Origin of the sequence: Massilia aerilata (assembly GCF_042656905.1) — a bacterium.
Taxonomy (GTDB): Bacteria; Pseudomonadota; Gammaproteobacteria; order Burkholderiales; family Burkholderiaceae_D; genus Telluria; species Telluria aerilata.
Map to the genome: position 1 here is coordinate 184,743 of NZ_JBHSMZ010000001.1, position 18,758 is coordinate 203,500.

19 protein-coding genes are annotated in these 18,758 nt (G+C 65.8%); 8 read left to right on the plus strand and 11 right to left on the minus strand.

All coding sequences use genetic code 11. The annotated features are described in order from the left end of the window. Position 1: 1 nt before the first annotated feature. Entirely contained in the window at positions 2-832 is an 831-nt protein-coding gene (locus tag ACFPO9_RS00760; RefSeq protein ID WP_379765581.1) for a metallophosphoesterase, read from the minus strand. A 70-nt stretch (positions 833-902) separates the two neighbouring features. Beyond that, positions 903-2,057, minus strand: a complete 1,155-nt coding sequence (gene glf, locus ACFPO9_RS00765) for a UDP-galactopyranose mutase (protein ID WP_379765584.1) — start codon at positions 2,055-2,057, stop codon at positions 903-905. Positions 2,058-2,454: 397 nt separating this feature from the next. Here glf and ACFPO9_RS00770 point away from each other — a divergent pair, with 397 nt between their 5' ends. Further along, a complete protein-coding gene (locus tag ACFPO9_RS00770) occupies positions 2,455-2,982 on the plus strand; it encodes a hypothetical protein (RefSeq protein WP_379765587.1) in 528 nt (175 codons plus the stop codon). Positions 2,983-3,048: 66 nt separating this feature from the next. Here ACFPO9_RS00770 and ACFPO9_RS00775 read toward each other — a convergent pair whose 3' ends face one another. Next, positions 3,049-3,309, minus strand: a complete 261-nt coding sequence (locus ACFPO9_RS00775) for a hypothetical protein (RefSeq protein ID WP_379765590.1) — start codon at positions 3,307-3,309, stop codon at positions 3,049-3,051. Between the two features lie 146 nt (positions 3,310-3,455). Continuing rightward, positions 3,456-4,568 (minus strand): mechanosensitive ion channel family protein, encoded by a 1,113-nt coding sequence (locus ACFPO9_RS00780; protein ID WP_379765593.1) that lies wholly within the window; start codon positions 4,566-4,568, stop codon positions 3,456-3,458. 122 nt (positions 4,569-4,690) lie between these two features. Here ACFPO9_RS00780 and ACFPO9_RS00785 point away from each other — a divergent pair, with 122 nt between their 5' ends. The 3 genes from ACFPO9_RS00785 (at position 4,691) to ACFPO9_RS00795 (ending at position 9,323) form a co-directional block, all read left to right on the plus strand. Next, entirely contained in the window at positions 4,691-7,894 is a 3,204-nt protein-coding gene (locus ACFPO9_RS00785) for a response regulator (protein WP_379765596.1), read from the plus strand. Beyond that, the gene (locus ACFPO9_RS00790) at positions 7,891-8,328 is read left to right on the plus strand and encodes an NUDIX hydrolase (RefSeq protein WP_379765599.1); all 438 of its coding nucleotides are present in this window, start codon (positions 7,891-7,893) and stop codon (positions 8,326-8,328) included. The genes ACFPO9_RS00785 and ACFPO9_RS00790 overlap by 4 nt, the downstream gene beginning before the upstream one ends. Positions 8,329-8,483: 155 nt before the next feature. Then, on the plus strand, positions 8,484-9,323 hold the full coding sequence (locus tag ACFPO9_RS00795; protein ID WP_379765602.1) for a phytanoyl-CoA dioxygenase family protein: 840 nt from the start codon (positions 8,484-8,486) through the stop codon (positions 9,321-9,323). On the opposite strand, the gene ACFPO9_RS00800 is transcribed toward ACFPO9_RS00795, so the two are convergent. The 4 genes from ACFPO9_RS00800 to ACFPO9_RS00815 all read right to left on the minus strand — a co-directional run bounded on the left by ACFPO9_RS00800 (position 9,304) and on the right by ACFPO9_RS00815 (position 10,563). Then, complete coding sequence (locus ACFPO9_RS00800) at positions 9,304-9,573, minus strand: hypothetical protein (RefSeq protein ID WP_379765605.1); 270 nt, start codon at positions 9,571-9,573, stop codon at positions 9,304-9,306. The two genes, ACFPO9_RS00795 and ACFPO9_RS00800, sit on opposite strands and share 20 nt — an antisense overlap. 67 nt (positions 9,574-9,640) lie before the next feature. Then, positions 9,641-9,913: a DUF5985 family protein gene (locus ACFPO9_RS00805; protein ID WP_379765608.1), complete on the minus strand. Its 273-nt coding sequence runs from the start codon at positions 9,911-9,913 to the stop codon at positions 9,641-9,643. Positions 9,914-9,915: 2 nt separating this feature from the next. Next, entirely contained in the window at positions 9,916-10,173 is a 258-nt protein-coding gene (locus tag ACFPO9_RS00810; protein WP_379765611.1) for a DUF5985 family protein, read from the minus strand. Beyond that, the gene (locus tag ACFPO9_RS00815; protein ID WP_379765614.1) at positions 10,174-10,563 is read right to left on the minus strand and encodes a hypothetical protein; all 390 of its coding nucleotides are present in this window, start codon (positions 10,561-10,563) and stop codon (positions 10,174-10,176) included. Positions 10,564-10,806: 243 nt separating this feature from the next. Here ACFPO9_RS00815 and ACFPO9_RS00820 point away from each other — a divergent pair, with 243 nt between their 5' ends. The 4 genes from ACFPO9_RS00820 (at position 10,807) to ACFPO9_RS00835 (ending at position 14,030) form a co-directional block, all read left to right on the plus strand. Beyond that, positions 10,807-11,592, plus strand: coding sequence for a DNA/RNA non-specific endonuclease (locus tag ACFPO9_RS00820; RefSeq protein ID WP_379765617.1), 786 nt, complete (start codon positions 10,807-10,809; stop codon positions 11,590-11,592). After that, entirely contained in the window at positions 11,585-11,851 is a 267-nt protein-coding gene (locus ACFPO9_RS00825) for a hypothetical protein (RefSeq protein WP_379765620.1), read from the plus strand. Before ACFPO9_RS00820 ends, ACFPO9_RS00825 begins: the two co-directional genes overlap by 8 nt. A gap of 177 nt (positions 11,852-12,028) precedes the next feature. Further along, the gene (locus ACFPO9_RS00830; protein ID WP_379765622.1) at positions 12,029-13,471 is read left to right on the plus strand and encodes a hypothetical protein; all 1,443 of its coding nucleotides are present in this window, start codon (positions 12,029-12,031) and stop codon (positions 13,469-13,471) included. A 76-nt stretch (positions 13,472-13,547) separates the two neighbouring features. Continuing rightward, positions 13,548-14,030 carry a hypothetical protein gene (locus ACFPO9_RS00835; protein WP_379765624.1) on the plus strand — a complete coding sequence of 161 codons (483 nt, stop codon included), beginning with the start codon at positions 13,548-13,550 and terminating at the stop codon, positions 14,028-14,030. A 57-nt stretch (positions 14,031-14,087) separates the two neighbouring features. On the opposite strand, the gene ACFPO9_RS00840 is transcribed toward ACFPO9_RS00835, so the two are convergent. The 3 genes from ACFPO9_RS00840 to ACFPO9_RS00850 form a co-directional block, all read right to left on the minus strand. Continuing rightward, entirely contained in the window at positions 14,088-16,943 is a 2,856-nt protein-coding gene (locus ACFPO9_RS00840) for a M16 family metallopeptidase (RefSeq protein ID WP_379765626.1), read from the minus strand. Between the two features lie 75 nt (positions 16,944-17,018). Further along, positions 17,019-17,978, minus strand: coding sequence for a GGDEF domain-containing protein (locus tag ACFPO9_RS00845; protein WP_379765629.1), 960 nt, complete (start codon positions 17,976-17,978; stop codon positions 17,019-17,021). A 182-nt stretch (positions 17,979-18,160) separates the two neighbouring features. Beyond that, positions 18,161-18,640 (minus strand): hypothetical protein, encoded by a 480-nt coding sequence (locus tag ACFPO9_RS00850; protein WP_379765632.1) that lies wholly within the window; start codon positions 18,638-18,640, stop codon positions 18,161-18,163. Between the last annotated feature and the right edge of the window lie 118 nt (positions 18,641-18,758).

Consider the following 18,758-nt stretch of genomic DNA (forward strand, 5'->3'; position numbering starts at 1 on the left):
CTCAAAGCTCGATGACGAGATCCGGCCGGAACGCCGCCTGCTCGCCCTTGGTTGCATACCCGAGCGGGTTGGCGACCACGCGGCAGGTCCGGCGCACGCCGCCTGCCTCGCCCTCGACCAGGTAGTCGTTGGCGCAGTGTAGGTGGCCGTGCATCCACACGTCCGCCCAGGGAATCAGTTCGTCCATCGCATTGCAGAAGCCGGCCGTGCCGGGCGATACGCCGTATCTCGGGTCGGCGCTGCGCAGGCTGGGCGCATAATGGGTCACGGCCACCGTCGTCCCGTCGAAGGGTGCGGCCAGCGCCGCGCGCAGCCAGTCCTGGCAACCGAGGGACATCTCGCGCTGCCCTTCGGCCAGCACCGGCTCGCCCTGGCGGAAAGTGGTGTTCTTGGCGAGGTAGTAGTTGGCGGCCCGGAAGGCCTTGCCGCGTGCCTGCAACTGCTTCGCCGGATCGCTTTCCTGGCCGGCGACGGCGTCGAAGTCCGCCCACAGGGTGCTGCCGATGAAGCGCACGCCATCGATCACGATCGTTTGTCCGTCCAGCCATTCGATGCCCAGGTGGGCGCACACGCGCTGCAGGCGCTCATAGGCGTCTTCGTATTCGAGGCTGTCGAACTCGTGGTTGCCGGGCACGTAGAGCACGCGCGGCGCCGGCGAAAAGCGCTGGGGCGCGAAACGGGCCAGGCCGAAGTCTTCGTCCGGCAAGCGCGACCTGGCCTGGTAGGAGCCGATGTCGCCGGCCAGCACGATGACGTCGGTGCCGGGATGGATGAGGGGTTCGAAGCCGGGGTCGCGCTCGAGGTGAAGGTCCGAAAATAGCTGAATTCGCATGATCCGACCAGTATAGCGGAACGACACACGACCGCCGGGAGGCGCGCGTGCGTCGTTCGGTTCTACCTGATCAGGCCAGCGGATCGATCGCGAACGCCGGCATGCGGACGCTGCGCTGGGCGGCTTCGAGGAATTTGTCGGCGGTGGTCAGCGCCTCGTTGATGGTGACGTCCATGTCGAGGTAGCGGTAGGTGCCCAGGCGGCCGACGAAGGTCACGTTGTCTTCCTGCTTGGCCAGGTTGACGTAGCGCTCCAGCTGGGCCTTCTCGCGCGCCTGGCGGATCGGGTAGTAGGGCAGGTCCTTCTCTTCGCACTGGCGGCTGTACTCCTTGTACATGATCGAGCCTTCGTGCTGTTCCCACGGCGAGAAGTGCTTGTGCTCGGTGATGCGGGTGAAGGATTCGGCGTTGTCGCAGTAGTTGATGACGGCGTTGCCCTGGTAGTCGCCCTTTTCGCGGAACACCTCGAAGTCCAGGGTGCGGTAGGGCAGGCGGCCTTCCTGGTGCTTGAACCAGGCATCGATCGGGCCGCTGTAGAACACGTGCTCGTAGTCCGCCTTCGAATCCGGATCGAAGCGCGTGTTCAGGTGCACGGTGACGCCCGGCACGTCGAGGACGCGTTCCACCAGCACCGTGTAGCCGTCCTTCGGCATGCCCTGGTACTTGTGGTTGAAGTAGTTGTCGTCGTAGTTGAAGCGCACCGGCAGGCGCTTCAGGATGCTGGCCGGCAGTTCGCTCGGCTGCAGGCCCCACTGCTTGATGGTGTAGGTCTTGAAGAAGGCTTCATACAGCTCGCGGCCGACGAAGCGCAGCGCCTGTTCCTCGAAGGTGGCCGGGTTCTCGATCGACTTGTCGCCGAGGTTCGCCAGGAAGGCCTGGGCTTCGGCCGGACGGAAGGTCTTGCCGAAGAACTGGTTGATGGTCAGCAGGTTGATCGGCAGGGTGTACACGCTGTTGTTGGTGATGGCCTTCACGCGGTTCACGTAAGGCATGAATTCCATGTAGCGGTTGACGAATTCCCAGGAGCGCTCGATGTCGGTGTGGAAGATGTGCGGACCGTAGACGTGGACCATGACGCCGGTTTCCGGGTCGCGTTCCGAATGGCAGTTGCCCGCCACGTGGGGGCGGGATTCGAACACGTCGACCTTGTAGCCCGCCTGGGCGAGCTGGTTGGCGATCACGGCGCCCGAGAATCCAGCGCCGACGATGGCGATATTCTTTTTCATCTGTTTTATCCTGAAGTTGAGTTGTATCTACGCGCTTGCGATGGCCGCAAGCCCTGAAGCCTGGTGCTGGATAAGAACATGAGTGCGTCGAACACGACGGCATGCGCGGCCGGCCTGGCGCGACATAGATCGCACGGTGGGCGTGCGGAGTTGCGCGGGCGCGGCGTTCAGTATCGTGCCAAAAATATATCATTGATCACCCGTTCGGCATCGCACAATTGGATGCGTCCGGAAGTGTCAAGACGTGGCGATGCGGAGGGAGAAAAGGAAAGCCGGAGGATCGACCGGGTCGCGATTACTTTTGTTGAACCACGAATGAACACTTCAGGTCAAAGTCCTGTCTTGCATGCTGGCGCCGTAAACTTCGCTGTCGTTTTCCAACATCGAGGAAATACAAATGATCAAGGTTCCATCGCCCTCCATGGCCCTGAATTCCGAAGATGTACCCGGGGCGTCGTACAGGCTCGACAATACTTGGTACGTGTCTCGCACGGAATCTCCCCAAAAGATCTGCGGATGGATTGCCGTCGTGGCAGCAGACTACAAGTCCAGGCTACCGGGCAGCCGGTTCACCGTCGTCTTCAACTCCCACGGATACGAGATCATGAACCATGGCGGCTACGGGCTCGCCATGGGAACCGGCATCAAAAGATCGGATATCCCCCAGTTCGATAAACTCCGGCCCCACGTCGACGAGATCTGGTTCATCGCTTGCCAGGCGGCCTACATCGATACCCCAGGCGGGGCGGGCGACGGTAACCTGTTGATGAGCGGGATCGCCAAGGCGGCGCAAGCCTCGGTCAAAGTATCCACCGCGACGCAAGTTGGCGATTTGTGGCTTCCGGGCGGCTACGTCGACGATTGGGAAGGTACGGTACTTACCTATGGGCCTGGGGGCGATGTGATCGACGTTGCGTACAACTGAGCAATATTTACGTGAAACTGCCGGCGCGAGGCCGGCAGTGTGCAGAGAGGACGACAGGCGCCCGAATCAGCGTTGGTCCTTCCTTTGGCTCTGTGAGCCGACTCGGTTGCCGGCATCCTGATCGCTCAGTTGGTCTTCGCTTTGCAGCTCGTCCTGGCGATTGCTCTGGCGGCTGCCTTGCTGGGTGCCGCTTTGCATGTTGCCGCTCAGCTGGTCATCCTGCATATTGCCCTGGCGCTGGCCCTTGCGTTGCTGGTCATCGCGCTGCATGTCGCTTTGCTGGTTGCTACGATTGCTATCCTGCTGGTTGTTTTGTGCCATGATCATTCGCCTCCATGAATGGTTGCCATGTGATCCTCATTGCGAGGAAGTGAGTTCATTCTATGCGCAGCGCATATGCCCCGGTATAGGACTGGCCAGGGCAGGCATGTAGGATGAGTCCGGCGGAGGCAGGCAACATTCGCGGGCCGCCATCAGTGGCGCCAGCTGCCGCCGTTTGGCCCCTGGGCGCCCTGGAACATGCCGGCCGGCGGATCGGCCAGCTTGACGATCGACAGCGGGTGCGCAAAGCGGATGCCTTCCTGCTCGAAGCGCCGGTAGATCTCCAGGAAGATGTCCTGCTGCGCATCCATGTGCAGGATGTAGTCCGGGCTGCGGAAATGGTAGACCACCTCGAAGTTCAGCGACCATTCGCCCCACAGGAAGAAGTGGGCGCGCTCGAAATCGACGTTCGGCTTGGCGCTGATGATCTCGCGGATGATGCGCGGGATCCGGCACAGCAGCTCCTCGCTGGTGCCGTAGGCGATCCGCAGCACGAAGGCCACGCGCCGCGTCGCCATGCGCTTGTGGTTGTGGATGCGGCTTTTCAGCAGGTCGCCGTTGGAGAACACGACCTGCTCGCCGCCCAGGCCGCGCACCCGGGTGGTCTTCAGGCCGATGTGCTCGACCGAGCCGAGGATGTCGCCGACGATGATGAAGTCGCCGATCTCGAACGGTTTATCCAGGGTGATCGAGAGCGAGGCGAACAGATCGCCGAGGATGTTCTGCACCGCCAGCGCCACCGCGATGCCGCCCACGCCCAGGCTGGCCACCAGTGCCGTGATATTGACGCCGAAGTTATCGAGCACCATCAGGAACACGATCACCCACAGCGTCAGGCGCAGGCTGAAGCCGAGGATGGCGCTGGAATTGCGGCGCGCGCCGTCCTGGCCATGGCGCAGCTGGTCGCGCCAGGCGCGCACGCCGACGTCGCCCCACACCGCCACCTGCATCAGCAGCGCCGCCACCGCGATGCGCGACATGAACAGCGTGCGCGCCCGGTCCAGCTCGAGGAAGGTGCTGCCGAAATAGACGCCGAAGGCCACGATGAACAGCAGGTAGGTGCGCGACAGGATGGTCACGACCAGGCCGTCGAGGCGGGTCTCGGTGGCGGCGGAGTTGGCGGCCAGGCGCCGCAGCACCACCGCGCGCACGAAGGCCATCGCCGCCGTCGCCAGCACGGCCACCGCCAGTGCGATGACCCAGTCTTCAAGGGAATTGCCAAGGAAGTAAAGCCGGCGCAGGGGCGCCAGGAAGGGGAAATGCATCTACAAACTCCAGTCTGGTGCAACAACACCATGCCAGTTTGAGGGCAGGCCACGCCAAGGTGCGCACAATTGACATTCGGCAGCGCGGAGCATACATTGCCTTATTTGCATCATATCGCCGCATGGCCAACGACCACACCAGCATCCTCCTCGTCGACGACCAGCCCGCGAACCTGGCGGTGCTCCAGGCCACCCTGGCCGGACTGGCCGACGAACTGGTGTCGGTGACCTCCGGCGAAGCGGCCCTGCGCGAGGTGCTGGCGCGCGACTTCGCGGTGGTGCTGCTGGATGTGCGCATGCCCACCATGAACGGCTTCGAGCTGGCGGCGCTGATCCGCCAGCATCCGCGCACCCAGGCCCTGCCCATCATCTTCCTTACCGCCGGCGACGCCGACGATTTCCCGATCGAGCACGCGTACTCCCTCGGCGCGGTCGACTACATGACCAAGCCCTTCAACACCACCGTGCTGCGGGCCAAGACCGGGGTCTTCATCGAGCTGCACCGCAAGCGCGCCGAGCTCGCGCGCATCGAGGAAGTGCGCCACCGACAGGCGGCCAGCGACCGCATGCGCGACATCTTCGACCGTGCGCCGGCCCTGATGTGCGTGATGAGCGGCCCGGCGCACGTGGTCGACATGGCCAACCGGCGCTTCATCGAACTGGCCGGCGGCCGGCTGCTTGCAGGCCTGGCGCTGCGCGCCGCCATGCCGGAGCTGGAAGGCCAGGACTTCGTCGAGCTGATCGAGCGCGTCTACCGCGGCGGCCAGGCGGTCGACGCCAGCAACGCGCGCCTGCTGCTGCGCGCGCCCGCGCCGCGCGCCGGGCTCGATGAGCACTTCCTGGACTTCGTCTGCATGCCGCTGCGCGAACCGGACGGCAGCGTGTCCGGGGTGCTGCTGCACGGCGTCGACGTTACCGAGCGGACCCGCGCCAATGCCCTCGCGGTAGGCCAGCGCGGCGCCCTCGAACTGGCCGTCACCGACGCGCCGCTGGGCGACGTGCTGGACGTGCTCGCGCGCACCGCCGAGGATGTCAGCGGCGGGGCCGCGCTGGCATCGGTCCAGCTGGTGTCGAGCGACGGCCATTACCTGCGCCACGCCGCCGCGCCTTCGCTGCCGCTCGAATTCCAGCTCGCGATCGACGCGGTCCGTCTCGGCCCGCTGGCCGGGTCGGCGGCGACGGCCGCCTGGCGCGCAGAGGCCGTCGCCAGCCCGGACATCGCCGCCGACCCGCTGTGGAGCGGCCAGCGCGAACTGGCGCTGGCGCACGGTTTGCGCGGCTGCCGCGCGCTGCCGATCCTGGCGCCGTCCGGCGCGGTGCTGGGCGCGTTCAGCCTGTACTACCGCGACGCCGGCCACCTGGCGCCCCAGGAGGAAGCCGCGCTGGCCCTGCTGGCGAACACCGCCTCGCTGGTGATCGGCCAGCGCCACGAGGCGGCCGAGCGCCAGGCGGCCGAGCACCGCTCGCGCGCGATCCTGGAAAGCATGAGCGAAGGCTTCATCGCCCTCGACGCCGAGTGGCGCATCACCTACGCCAACGGCGCCGCCGAAGACCTCACGCGCAAGCGCCGCGAAGACCTCGTCGGCGGCCAGTTCTGGGACCTGTTCCGGGAGCTGCGCGGCAGCGCCCAGGAACCGCTGCTGCGCCGTAGCGCCCATGAGCGCAGCCGCAGCCGCATGGAGGTCTACGACGAAGCGCAGGCGCGCTGGTTCGAGATCAATTCCTACCCGATGGAGGCAGGCGGCATCGCCCTCTACTTCCGCGACGAGACCGACCGCCGCCGCGCCGAGGAGGGCGTACGCCGCCTGGCCGCGGTGGCCGAGCAATCCTCGGACTTCATCGGCATCTTCACGCCGGACGCCGGCGGCATCTACCTGAATCCGGCCGGGCGCCGCATGGCGGGCCTGGGCGACGACGCCAACATCGCCGCCTGGCGCATGCTGGACTTCTTCCCGCGCGAGGACCGCGGCTTCGTGCGCGACGACATGATGGCGGCCCTGACCGGCAAGCAGGCCGAATGGGAGGGCGAACTGCGCCTGGCCCAGCCCCGCAACCGGGAACCGGTACCCGTGTATTTCAAGGGCTTCGCGGTACGCGACGCGAACGGCCAGAACATCGGCCTGGCCACCATCACGCGCGACATCACGGCCCAGAAGAATGCCGAGGACGAGCTGCGCCGGGTCGCCGCCGACCTTTCGGAAGCGGACCACCGGAAAAGCGAATTCCTGGCCACGCTGGCGCACGAGCTGCGCAACCCGCTGGCGCCGATCCGCACCGGCCTCGACCTGCTGCGCATGGCGCCCGGCGACCTGCAGGCGGCGCAGCGGGTGCACGGCATGATGGACCGCCAGCTGGGCCACCTGATCCACCTGGTCGACGACCTGCTCGACATCGCCCGCATCACGCGCGGCCGGATCGAGCTGAAAAAGGAGCCGGTGCAGCTGCACGCCATCGTCGCCACCGCTGTCGAGACCAGCACCGCGCTGATCGCGTCGCACCGCCACGAATTGAGCGTGGAGCTGCCGCCCGAGCCGCTGGAACTGGAGGCGGACGTCACGCGCATGGTCCAGGTGCTCTCCAACCTGCTCAACAACGCCGCCAAGTACACGCCGGCGGGCGGGCGCATCGCCCTGTCGGCCTGGCGCGAGGACGGCCACGCGGTCGTCTCGGTGGCCGACAGCGGCGTCGGCATACCCCGGGACAGCATCGGCTCGGTGTTCGAGATGTTCACCCAGGTGCGCGGCAGCCTCGATCGCGCCCAGGGCGGCCTGGGCATCGGCCTGTCGCTGGTGCGGCGCCTGGTGGAACTGCACGGCGGCCGCGTGAGCGCCTTCAGCGGCGGCCCCGGCCAGGGTTCGACGTTTACCTTGCGCCTGCCGCTGCGGCCTGGCGCACCGCACGCGCAGGCCGCGCGGGACCAGGAAGGGGTGGCCCGGCAAGCCGGCGCCGCCGGGCCGCTGCGGGTACTGGTGGTGGACGACAACGCGGACGCCGCCGACAGCCTGGTCGCGCTGCTCGATGTTCTCGGCCATACCACCATGGTGGCGCACGACGGCGTGGACGGCCTGGCCGCGGCGCGCGAGTTCGTGCCCGACCTGGTCCTGCTCGACATCGGCTTGCCGGGCATGAGCGGGCACGAGGTGGCGCGCGCGATCCGCCGCACGGCGGCGCTGCGCCAGGTGGTGCTGATCGCGCTGACCGGCTGGGGCTCGCAAAGCGACCAGCGGCAGTCGCAGGAAGCCGGCTTCGACCAGCATCTCACCAAGCCGGTCAGCCTGGAGGCGCTGGAGCAGGCGCTGGCCGCCGCCGCGCGGAGCCTGCCATGACCAGGGCGCGCAAGGCGGCCGACGTCTCCTGCGGCACGCTGGTGGTCGACGACGCCGGCCGTCTGCTGATCTGCCACGTGACCGGCACCGCCAAATGGGACATCCCCAAGGGCTTGCTGGATCCGGGCGAGGACACGCTGGCGGCGGCCATGCGCGAGCTGTACGAGGAGGCCGGCCTGGTCTTCGAGGCGGCGCGCTTCATCGACCTCGGCCGCTTCGAATACCGGCGCGACAAAGCCCTGCACCTGTACAAGGTGGAGGCGGGCGACGAACTGCCGGACCTCGGCCACCTGGTGTGCCGCAGCTTCTTCCCGCATCATGTGACCGGCAAGCCGACGCCCGAGACCGACGGTTTCAGGTGGGCCACGCGCGACGAGGTCGCGAAGCTGTGCTGGCCGCGCATGGCCGAGCGCCTGCTGTCGCTGGACTGGTAGGACCCGGCGCGGCGCGAGGCGCGCCCGGGACCGTCTGACGCCGGTGCTCAGGATCGTCGCAGCACCGTCGGAGCAGGGCCGGGGAAAGTCAAGTCTGGCGCCGTGCGCGCCGCTTGCCGGCTTGGCGTTAGGATGGCAAGCCAGGAGGATTCATCATGAGCAATGCAACCGAGGCCGGCTTCGACACCGGCGCCATCATGGGCGGCCTGTACGGAGACGGCATCATCGCGCGCAAGGGCGCGTTCACGAAGGCGTGGGTGGCCACGCTGAAGGAAGACATCGAGACCCTGTTCGCGGAGGCGCGCGCGCGGCCCGGCGGCGCCCTCGAGCGCGGGCCCAGCCGCTATTATGTCGAGGTGCATCCGGAGCGCATCCGCGGCTTCGTCGAACTGGTCACGCATCCCTGGGTGACGGCGGTCTGCCGCGCCGTGCTGGGTCCGGACTACAAGGTGGTCGAGGCCGGCTTCGACATTCCCTTCCCGGGCGCCATGCACCAGCCCTGGCACCGCGACTTCGCGGCGCCCGAAGCGACTCTGGTCGGGCGCCGCCTGAATTCGCTGGCCTTCAACATCACCACCGTCGACGTGACCGAGGAGATCGGCCCCTTCGAGATCGCGCCCGGCACCCAGTGGGACGACCTGGCGGGCGGCGACCCGATGTTCCCGGACAAGGCGCTGTACCCGCGCTACGAGGCGCGCGCCCAGCGCAAGCTGCCGCAGGTGGGCGACATCTCGGCGCGCTCGGCGCTGACCATCCACCGCGGCACCGCCAACCGCTCGCAGCTGTCGCGCCCCGTGTTCGTGCTGGGCGTCGACGCGCCGGACGCGCGCAACGCCGAGAAGCACGACCTGCAGGTCACGCAGGGCTATTGGGACAGGCTGCCGGAAGCCGTGCGCGCCCACCTGACTTGCCGGGTGGTGGGCGCGCTGGAAGACATCCACCAGGCCCACACCATCGAGGGCCTGCGCATGGGGCTTACTCCGGATCAGGCTTGAGGGAATCGGCGAGGGCATCGGCGGCGATGCCCTTGGGCGCCTTGCCGACGCGGCGGGTGGCGTCGGATTGCTGGTCCATGTTGACTTCCTCTGCCACTTCGAAGCGGCCGTCGGCCGTGTTGTCGGCGGCGCCCGCCGGCAACAGGTCTTCCGAGCGGCCGTTCTGTTCCTGGCCCGGCGTCTCGCGCTGCTGGTTCTGCTGGTCTTGCCGGTTCTGGTTCTGCTGATTCTGATGCTGCTGGTTTGCCATCGCTTTCTCCTTTGCCATGTTTCGTCAGCCGATTATGGCGCAGGGGGAAGGGCGTGGGCGCACGCTTTCAGTCTTGCGGTTTTTTCCGCTCCGGCAGGTTCTTTTCCAGGATGGCCCACAGGATCAGGCCATAGGCCAGCAGGCGGATCAGATAGTGCAGGGGCGAATCTTCGCTCTCCTGATAGCTCAACGCCGAGTACACGCGATGCGCGCCTTCGATGCCGAAGGACAGCGCGAAATACAGGAAGAAGCGGTCGCGCGTATTGCGCCAGAAGCGCAGGAAGAACAGCGCGATCACGGTCGAGGCCATGGCGATGGCGCCCGTCAGGATATTGTTCATGGTTACTCCTTTTCGTAGATCAGGCCGTACAGCAGGAGCAGCATCGATACCAGGGCGGAGACCAGACGCACCGGCAGCAGATAGACGTCGGGGAAGATGACCTTGTCGAACACCAGGAACAGGTTATTCACCGTCATCGCCACGAAAGACCAGCCGCTCCAGAACAGCAGGCGGTAGCCGGTGCGGCGGTAACTCGCCAGCAGCAGCCAGGCGCAGGCCAGCGAAGTCAGGGTGCACAGCGAATAGATGGTAAACGCCACTTAGGAATCCTTTCGCCATTTAAAGGCGTCAGCGAACTGCTGCGCCTTGCGGTCGAGGGAAGAATGTATGAGATGGGTGACTTCGACCAGGTGGGTCGAGTACAGGTCGGCCAGGCCGTCGATGCGTTCGCGCAGCAGATCCTCGCGCGGATGATAGCAATAGGCATCGGCGTCGGCGGCCGAGGGCGCGGCGATGCCGGCAAGGCACAGCTCGGCCAGCAGGCCTTCGGCGACCTTGTCGCGCACGTAGAGGCGGCGCGCGAGGGTATCCCGGCTCCAGCATTGTTCCGGATCGGCCCGCATCAGCAGCAGGGCTTCCAGGAAGGGCACCGACGGAATACTGGTCAGCACGAAGCGCCGGAGATCCTCGGGAATGGAGAAATTATCCATTGCCACTATATTTGCTCAAATGCACTTTAGCTTTTGGAAAGGACGGATTCTATAGCATTCCGATTGGAAATGCGCTTTTCTATCGTGCGCATGTTTCATTTCATGCCATGAGGGTGCACAAAGACTACTCGGCTACAATGACTGCACGATTGATCTTTGTACACCACCATGTTTCAGAAGCTGTTCGCTCCACTTGTATTATTGTCCAGTTTGCTCGCCCTGGGGGCTTGCGACAGGCATGCCGTGCAGTCGTCGCGGCCCGATGCGCCGGTCGCCGGGGCGCCTGCCGCCGCGCCCCGCAGCGCGGAAGCCTGCGCCGGCCATTATCTCGACGGCCGTGCGCCGCAGATCCGGAACCCCAGGCTGGCGCCGGCGACCAAGGAACTGTGCTTCAACGTATTTACGGTGATGCACTCGGGCGTGACGCGCACGCCGCTGTGGTCGGCCGAGCACCTGGAGGCCCACGAGGTCGAATCGGCGCAGCAGCTGACGCGCGAAAATTCCTTTCATGCGGAGTCGCGCCTTCCTGCCTCCCAGCGCGCCGAACTGGCGGATTACTCCCACAGCGGCCTGGATCGCGGACACATGGCGCCGAACGGCGACATGCCCGACCGCGACAGCCAGCGCGACAGCTTCAGCCTGGCGAACATCGTGCCCCAGGATGGCGAGAACAACCGCCACCTGTGGGCCGGTATCGAGGGCGTGGTCCGCAAGATGGCGAAGACGGAGGGCGACCTGTACGTGGTGACGGGGCCGGCTTTCCTGGGCAGCGATCTGCGCAAGATCGGCAATGTGCTGGTGCCGACCCACTTGTATAAACTGGTGTACAGTCCGCGCCAGAAAGCCGGCGCCGCCTGGTTCGTCGAGAATACGGCGGACGCGAAGGCCAACGTGATCCCGATTCCCGAACTCGAACGCATCATCGGCATCGACCTGCTGCCCGCCCTGAGCGAAGAAGAAAAAGGGCGCATGCTGAAACTGCCGAACATCCGCCAGAAGAACGGCGACAGGAGGAAGAGCAATGACTGACAAGAAGCAAGCGCAGGATTTCGTGCCCTATGCGAACGAAGCCGACGTGCTAGAGATCGGCCACCTGACGATCGAGAACCGCCTCGACCGCATCACCATTTCCGGCGACCTCGACCTGACCGCCGACAAGCAGGGCCTGGAAGCGGCGCGGCGCCTGCATGCGCTGCTGAGGCAGGTCGTGGCCGGCCTCGAGGGCAGGGACCTGCCGGACCGCTTGCCGCCGCCCAAAATTGAAAAGGTCGACAACCCTTTTGCATGAACATTGACGGGCCGCAAGGCCCGTTTTTCGATTCTGACTGTGGAGGTTTGTAAAGAGTCAATGGTGCGCGGGTTGCAGGGCCTTTTGGGGTAACCTCGATTGCACTAGCGCCGAGGTCCGTTACATCGGTGCGACACCTCGTGCGACCCCACCAGCTTCTGAATCGGAGGATCCATCATGCAACACACCCTAGTAGCTGTTTTCGATAACCGCAGCGACGCCAAGAATGCAATGGACGAGCTGCTGGCATCGGGCTTTACGCGCACCGACGTCAACGTTTCCAGCGCCGACCCGACCGGCCAGACCAACAGCCTGACCGGCGAAACCGAGCACACCAGCGAAGTCCATGAAAGCATCGGCGCGCAGATCAAGCATTTCTTCAACGGCCTGTTCGGCTCCGACAACGACGAGCACGTCTCGCGCTACTCGGACGTGGTCAGCCGCGGCCACCACGTGCTGACCCTGGTCACCCAGTCCGAACCGGAAGTCGAGCGCGCCGCCGATATCATCGAGCGCTTCGGTCCGGTCGACCTGGACGAGCGCCACGACCTGACCGGCTCGGCCAGCTCGCTGGATCCGGCCATGCTGGCGGCCGGCGCCAGCGCAGGCAGCGGCCTGCAGAAGTCCGCGGGCATGTCGCAGCAATCCGAATACCGTGACCCGTCCTACGGCGCCGGCAGCCTGAGCGGCGAGACCGGCGAACGCAATTCCTTCGCCACCCAGGACCTGAACGATCCGGTGCCGAAGGGCCAGACCTACCAGGAGCCGATGGGCGGCACCATGCGCGCCGGCGATTCCCTGCAGGCCGGCGGCTCGCAGGACACGAATATCGGCGGCAACACCCTCGACACCTCGACCGGCCGCACGCTGCAGAGCGGCGCCTCGCTGCAAGGCACCTCGTCGCTGCAGGGTTCGAGCGACGCCTCGCTGGGCGGCACCATCCAGACCGGCTCGATGCAGCGCGACATGGGCGAAATGCTGAACGAGCAGCGCTCGGGATCGGGCGCCGGCTACGGTTCGAGCACCGGCGCCAACCTGAGCTCGGGCAGCAGGCAACGCAGCGGCGTGCGCGTGTATTCGCGTGCGAATGCCGATTCCAGCCTGGACGACGACAGCTACTTCCGCAACGACTGGGACACGAACTACTCCAGCCTGGGCGGCAGCTACGACGACTACGCCCCGGCCTACAAATACGGCAGCCAGATGCGCAGCGATGCGCGCTACCAGAACCGCAACTGGGACGACGTGGAATCCGACCTGCGCAGCGACTGGGATACCCGCTACGGCGCGGGCGGCGCATCGACCTGGGAAAAAATGAAGGCGGCCGTCCGCCGCGGCTGGGACAAGATCACGCCGGACAGCGACTCGGACGACTCCTACTACCGCAGCCACTGGAGCAACACCTACGGTTCCAGCGGCGACACCTACAACGACTACGATCCGGCCTACCGCTACGGCACCCAGATGCGCAGCGATACGCGCTACTCTGGCCGTCAGTGGGACGACGTGGAGAGCGACCTGCGCAGCGATTGGGACACCCGCTACAGCAAGGACGGCGTCTCGACCTGGGAAAAGATGAAGGCCGCGGTGCGCCACGGCTGGGACAAGGTGGTTCACTGATCAAGTGATCGCAGTATGACGAACGCCGGCCCTCGCCGGCGTTTTTTCGTCCAAAAAAAGCATCGCTCAGGACGCAATGACCGGCCATTTTCGCGCGCATACGCTCCAGCATCCGCCACCGAACAGCTGCCGCGTGTGGGCACTCGACGGCTGGGTAAACGACACCCTTTCCAGCGCCGTCAACAACGAAATTTCCGATGTGGGGAACGGTTTGCTGCTGAATGGCTTCGTGGGCAGCCACGACACCAGGGGCCAGCAGTTCAAGCAGTGTCGGATCTCGCCGCAGGTGGCCATCCCCTGTGTCATCCATGGTGAATTCGGGTATCCGGGCGACCTTACGCCCACCCACATGTGCCTCGAGTACGGCGCCTGGATCTACGACACGATTCCAGGCGCGCCGCTGCGGCGCAAGGTGGCGACGCCGGCATCCCGTATTCATCCGCCCAGCGCTTACCAGTACCATCCGAACCAGGTCGGCGGCGCCAGCTGGTATCTCAGTGCTTCCCACCTGGCGATCCTCGAAAGGGCAGTCTGGGTGAACAACGAGTTCATGCCCTGAAAATGACATCGCCGGGCGGACCCGGCGATTTTCCTTGCATGTCGCTCGCGCGGACGCTTACTGCGCGAAAGCCTGCACCGCCGGCGTGATCCTGACCGCCTCCGGACGCATCCCCAGCTTCATGGCGCCGATCGCCTTGTCCTCGTCCAGCAGCTCTTGCGGCTTGGTGGCGTCATAGCTGATCGGCGAGAACGCGTCGCTCAACAGCTTGTCCCTGAGGCCGGCCGCATCCTTGGTGATGAATACCACCGACAGGTTCTGCGCCGACAGGTGCTTGCGGATTGCCGCGTTGACGTCGGCCGCGGTCAGCTTCGACAGGCCGTCGCGCATCATCCGCGTGAATTCCGGCGTGCGGTACCACTGCGAGTCCAGCGCGTAGCCGAGCTGGGCGTCCTGGGTGGCGGTCATCACGAACACGTTCTTCATCAGGTAGTCGCGGGTGGCGGCGAACTGCTCCTCGGTCAGGCCCTTGTCGATCAGCTTGCCGAGTTCGGTCAGCGCGATGCGCAGCGCCATGTGGGCGTTCTGCGGTGCGACCGGGCGGATCCAGACTTCGAAGATCTGCGACTTGCGGCCCAGGTTCGGGCTCGGGAAGAAGCCGAACATCCCGCGCGGGAAGGCTTCGATGTAGGCGTAGTCGCCGTAGTTCATGCCGCGCAATTCACGGATGCGCTGGTACAGGTAGGAGTTCGAGGCGCGGTGCTCGCCCAGCCAGGTCTTGGCCAGCCACAGGGCCGGGAAGTCCGGGTGGGCGCGGTTGACCTCGATCGGGAGGCCGAAGGAGATCGCGGTCGCGCGCGTGTTCTTCTCGATGATCTCGACTTCCAGTCCCTGCGGCATGCGGCCCTGCGGCCTGGCGATGCGCGGCAGGCCGGCTCCTTCCGGCAGGCCGGCCAGGCGGGTCTTCAGCTGGGCCGCCATCTCCGGGCTGACGTCGCCCGAGATGCCGACATGCAGCGCGCCCTGTGCATACGCCTGGCGGTAGAACTGGCGAACGTCGTCCAGCGTGATCGACTCGATGCCCTTCACGGTGCCCAGCACCGGGTGGCCGTAGGGCGTGCCGGCGAAGATGTTGGCCTGCAGCCGCTCCTTGCCGAATTCCTCCTCGTTATTGTCCTTCAGGTCCAGCACCAGGGCGTTCTTCTGCGCGTCCTTCAGGCGGCGGAAGTCGTCCTCCCGGAAGCCCGGCGATAGCAGCTGGGGCAGGGCGACATCGAGGAACTGGTTCCAGTTGTCGCGGTGGATGGTGCCGGTGAAGGTGGTCATCTCCTTGTCGGTTTGCTCGCCGAAGCCGCCGGCGATCGGGAACAGGGCCTTGGTCACCTCGTCGTACTTGCGTTCGCTGGAGCCGGCGCGCGCGACCATGGCGGCGGTCAGGGCCGCCAGGCCTTCCTTGCCGGCCGGGTCCTGGCTCGACCCGGCTTCGAACAGCAGCTTGAAGCGGATCTGCGGCAGCGCGGTCTTTTGCACCAGCAGGTCGAATTTGGCGTCGCCCGCCTTGGGCGCCATGTCGGCCAGCTTCGGCAGGGCGTCGATGCCTGCCGGGAGCGCGTCGTGCGACAAAGTCGTGACGACCATCGACGCGTCGACCAGGTATTTGCGCGCGGCCGCCTGCAGATCCGCCGGCGTCAGGGTGTCGATCAGGCGGTAGTAGCGGTTGATCGTGCCGTAGGAACGGTCGTAGTGGACGTAGGAGGCCAGGGTGCTGGCCACCGTGTCGGTGTTGTCCAGGGTGCGGATCAGGCCATACTTCTCCGACGACTGCGCCTCTTCCAGCGCCTGCTTGGTGACCGGGGTGTCGTGCAGTCTGGCGACCGTCTCGAGGATGGCATTGCGTACGTACAGCGCATCCTCCGGCTTCTTGACCCGGGCGCCTATCGTCACCAGCGAAGGATCGACGCGGGCCGGGGTGTAGTCGAACAGCTGGTCGACTTTCTGTTCGTCCTGCACCAGGCGTTTATACAGCGGCGAAGTACGGCCGAACGACAGCGACAGCAGCATCGACAACGCGGCCTGGTCCTTGCTGGTGTCGGAGAAGGCCGGGGCGCGGAAGGCGACCGTCACCAGCGGCAGGGTCGGGCTGGGCCAGTTCACGTGGCGGTACTGGGCGCCCTGCGGCGACGGCTCGGCCGGGACGGCGACTTTGTATGTGCCGCGCTTCCAGCCGCTCCAGTACTTTTCGACCAGGGCGATCGCGTTCTTCGGATCGACGTCGCCGGCAATGATGATGGTGGTGCGTTCCGGGCGGTACCAGCGGTCGAAGAAGGTCTTCGAATACTGGTACTGGTTGGGCATGTCCTCGATGTCCTTCAGGAAGCCCATCGTGGTGTGTTTGTACGTGTGGGTAGTGAAGGCGGCGTCGCGCTGGGCCTCGAACAGCTTCTGCATCGGGTTCGCGCTGTTCTTGTTGTATTCGCCCAGCACGGCGCGCGATTCGGTCTTGAACGCGGCTTCGGAATAATCCAGGTGCTGGAAGCGGTCGGCCTCGACCATCAGCACCGTTTCGAGGTCCTGCTTGGCGAAGGTCGTGTAGTAATTGGTCAGGTCGTCGCTGGTGTAGGCGTTCTGGCGTGCGCCGGCCTTGGTGATGATGTCCTGGTACTTCTCGGGCGGGTAGGCCTTGGTCCCGCGGAACATCATGTGCTCGAAGAAGTGGGCGAAGCCGGACTTGCCCGGCTCGACTTCGTTGCGCGAACCGGTCTGGACCGGGATCGTCACCGACACCAGGTTGGGGAAGCCGGTCGGCACGACGATCACTTTCAGGCCGTTCGGCAACTGCTTTTCGGTGGCCTTGAACGGCAGGACCTCGGACCTCGATGGGGCAGGCTTGGCGGCGGCGGCGGCGGTGGCGGCCCAGGCCGGCACGGCGATGGCCAGGGCGGCCAGCGGAACATACTTGAACAACTGTGACACGCGATCTCCTCGGGAATGTTGCTGTGCGCGACAGCTTAGTCGATTCCCCAGGAAATTTATAGATGAAATGCCAGGTCAGGCCGGCTCCGAGAGCGGCAGGCTGATTCGGTTGCGTCCCATGTGCTTGGCGCGGTAGAGCGCCGCGTCGGCAGTCGCGACCAGTTCCGAAGCCTCGGTGTCGGGCGAAGCCAGTGCGGTGGCGGCGCCGATCGACACGGTCACGTGCCGCCCCGCGGCCAGCCGGTTCGGCACCTGCAGCTGCTCGACCCGGGTGCGGATGCGCTCGGCCACGCTGGCGGCGCCTTTCAGCGACTGGTTCGGCAGGATCACGGCGAATTCCTCGCCGCCGTAGCGGGCGACCAGATCGTTGGCGCGCATCTCGCTGGCGACGGCGGTGGCGATGCGTTTCAGGCATTCGTCGCCGCCGAGGTGGCCATTGGCATCGTTGTATGCCTTGAAATTGTCGACGTCGACCATCAGCAGCGACAGCGGCTGGCGCTGGCGCTGGGCGCGCGCCCATTCGGCATGCAGGGTGTCGTCGAAGCAGCGGCGGTTGGCCAGCCCGGTCAGGCCGTCGCGCGTGGCAAGCTGCTCCAGGGCGATCTGGGCCATCTTCTCGTCGGTCAAGTCGCGCAGGGTCTCGACGACGGCGGTCAGGCGGCCGCGCTCGTCGTAGATGGGACTGGCGTCGGCGGCCAGGTAGCGGCGCCGGCCGACGCGCGGCATGTCGAACCAGCTCTCGGCCGACAAATGGGCCGGCTGGCCGGTGGCGGTGCGGGGATGGATGACCGGGATTTCCCCTGCGCGGTCCTGGACCACCATGTCGGCCAGGGTAGGGCGCTGCTCGTCGAAAAAGCTGCGCCAGTGCTCGCGCGTGCCGATCACTTCCGCGGCGGGCACGCCGGTCAGGTGTTCGCAGGCACGATTCCAGATCATCACGCGGCAGTTGGTGTCCAGCACGAACACCGGGATCGCCAGCATCTCCATGAGCTGATACGCGAAGGCACGGTCGCCGTTCGCGTGGGAGGAATCCATGAGCCGCTGTATTGTTGTTGTGCCTGTCATGTGCCGTCCTTGATCTGTCTGTTGAGCAACTAATTGACTGCTGACAAGATCGGATTGTGCGGCACGGCACATCGCGCCTTATTGATTTAAGGCAAGAACGTTTTAGGCCCGGAATTATCCGAACGCAGGGCGGGAAACCGGCCCCAGCCTGGTCATCCGGGCTCGGCGGCGCGCGCGCCGGTGCGCAGGCTGGTGCCGAGGCGGTCGAGCCGGGTGCGCAACAGTTCCAGCCGGTTGCGGGTGCCCTGGTCGGCCCGGCAGCGTTGCTGGATCTGGGTCAGCTCGGCCTGGATGATGATCAACTGGCCGGCCGGATCGGTGGCGACGCCGCCAGCGGCCCGCGCCGCCATGCGCGCCAGCAGCAGGTCGGCCTCGGCCAGCGCATGGTCGGCGTGGCTGCGCGCCGACTGCTCGCGGCACAGCGCGGCTTCCAGGTCGGCGATGCGGTCTTCGCTGTGCACGCGCCGGAACAGCATGGTGAACAGGATCCCCATGCCGAGCAGCAGGACGAAAGCGATCCGCAGGCGTTCCGGCCCCGCGCCGCTGCCGGCGCCGCTGTCCAGCCACCAAAGGCCGGCCAGCAGAAGGGCGGCAATCAGGGCGCGCAAGGCATGGTGCATCACGGTCTTCATGGTCCGTCTCCTAAAGCGGTAGGAACTTTCCGCTACGAAAAGGTACGTCTTTCTGAGAGGATAGTTTTTGCCGGAAGTCAACATCCTTGTGGTCTTCTGCAGCCGCCGCGGTGCGCGG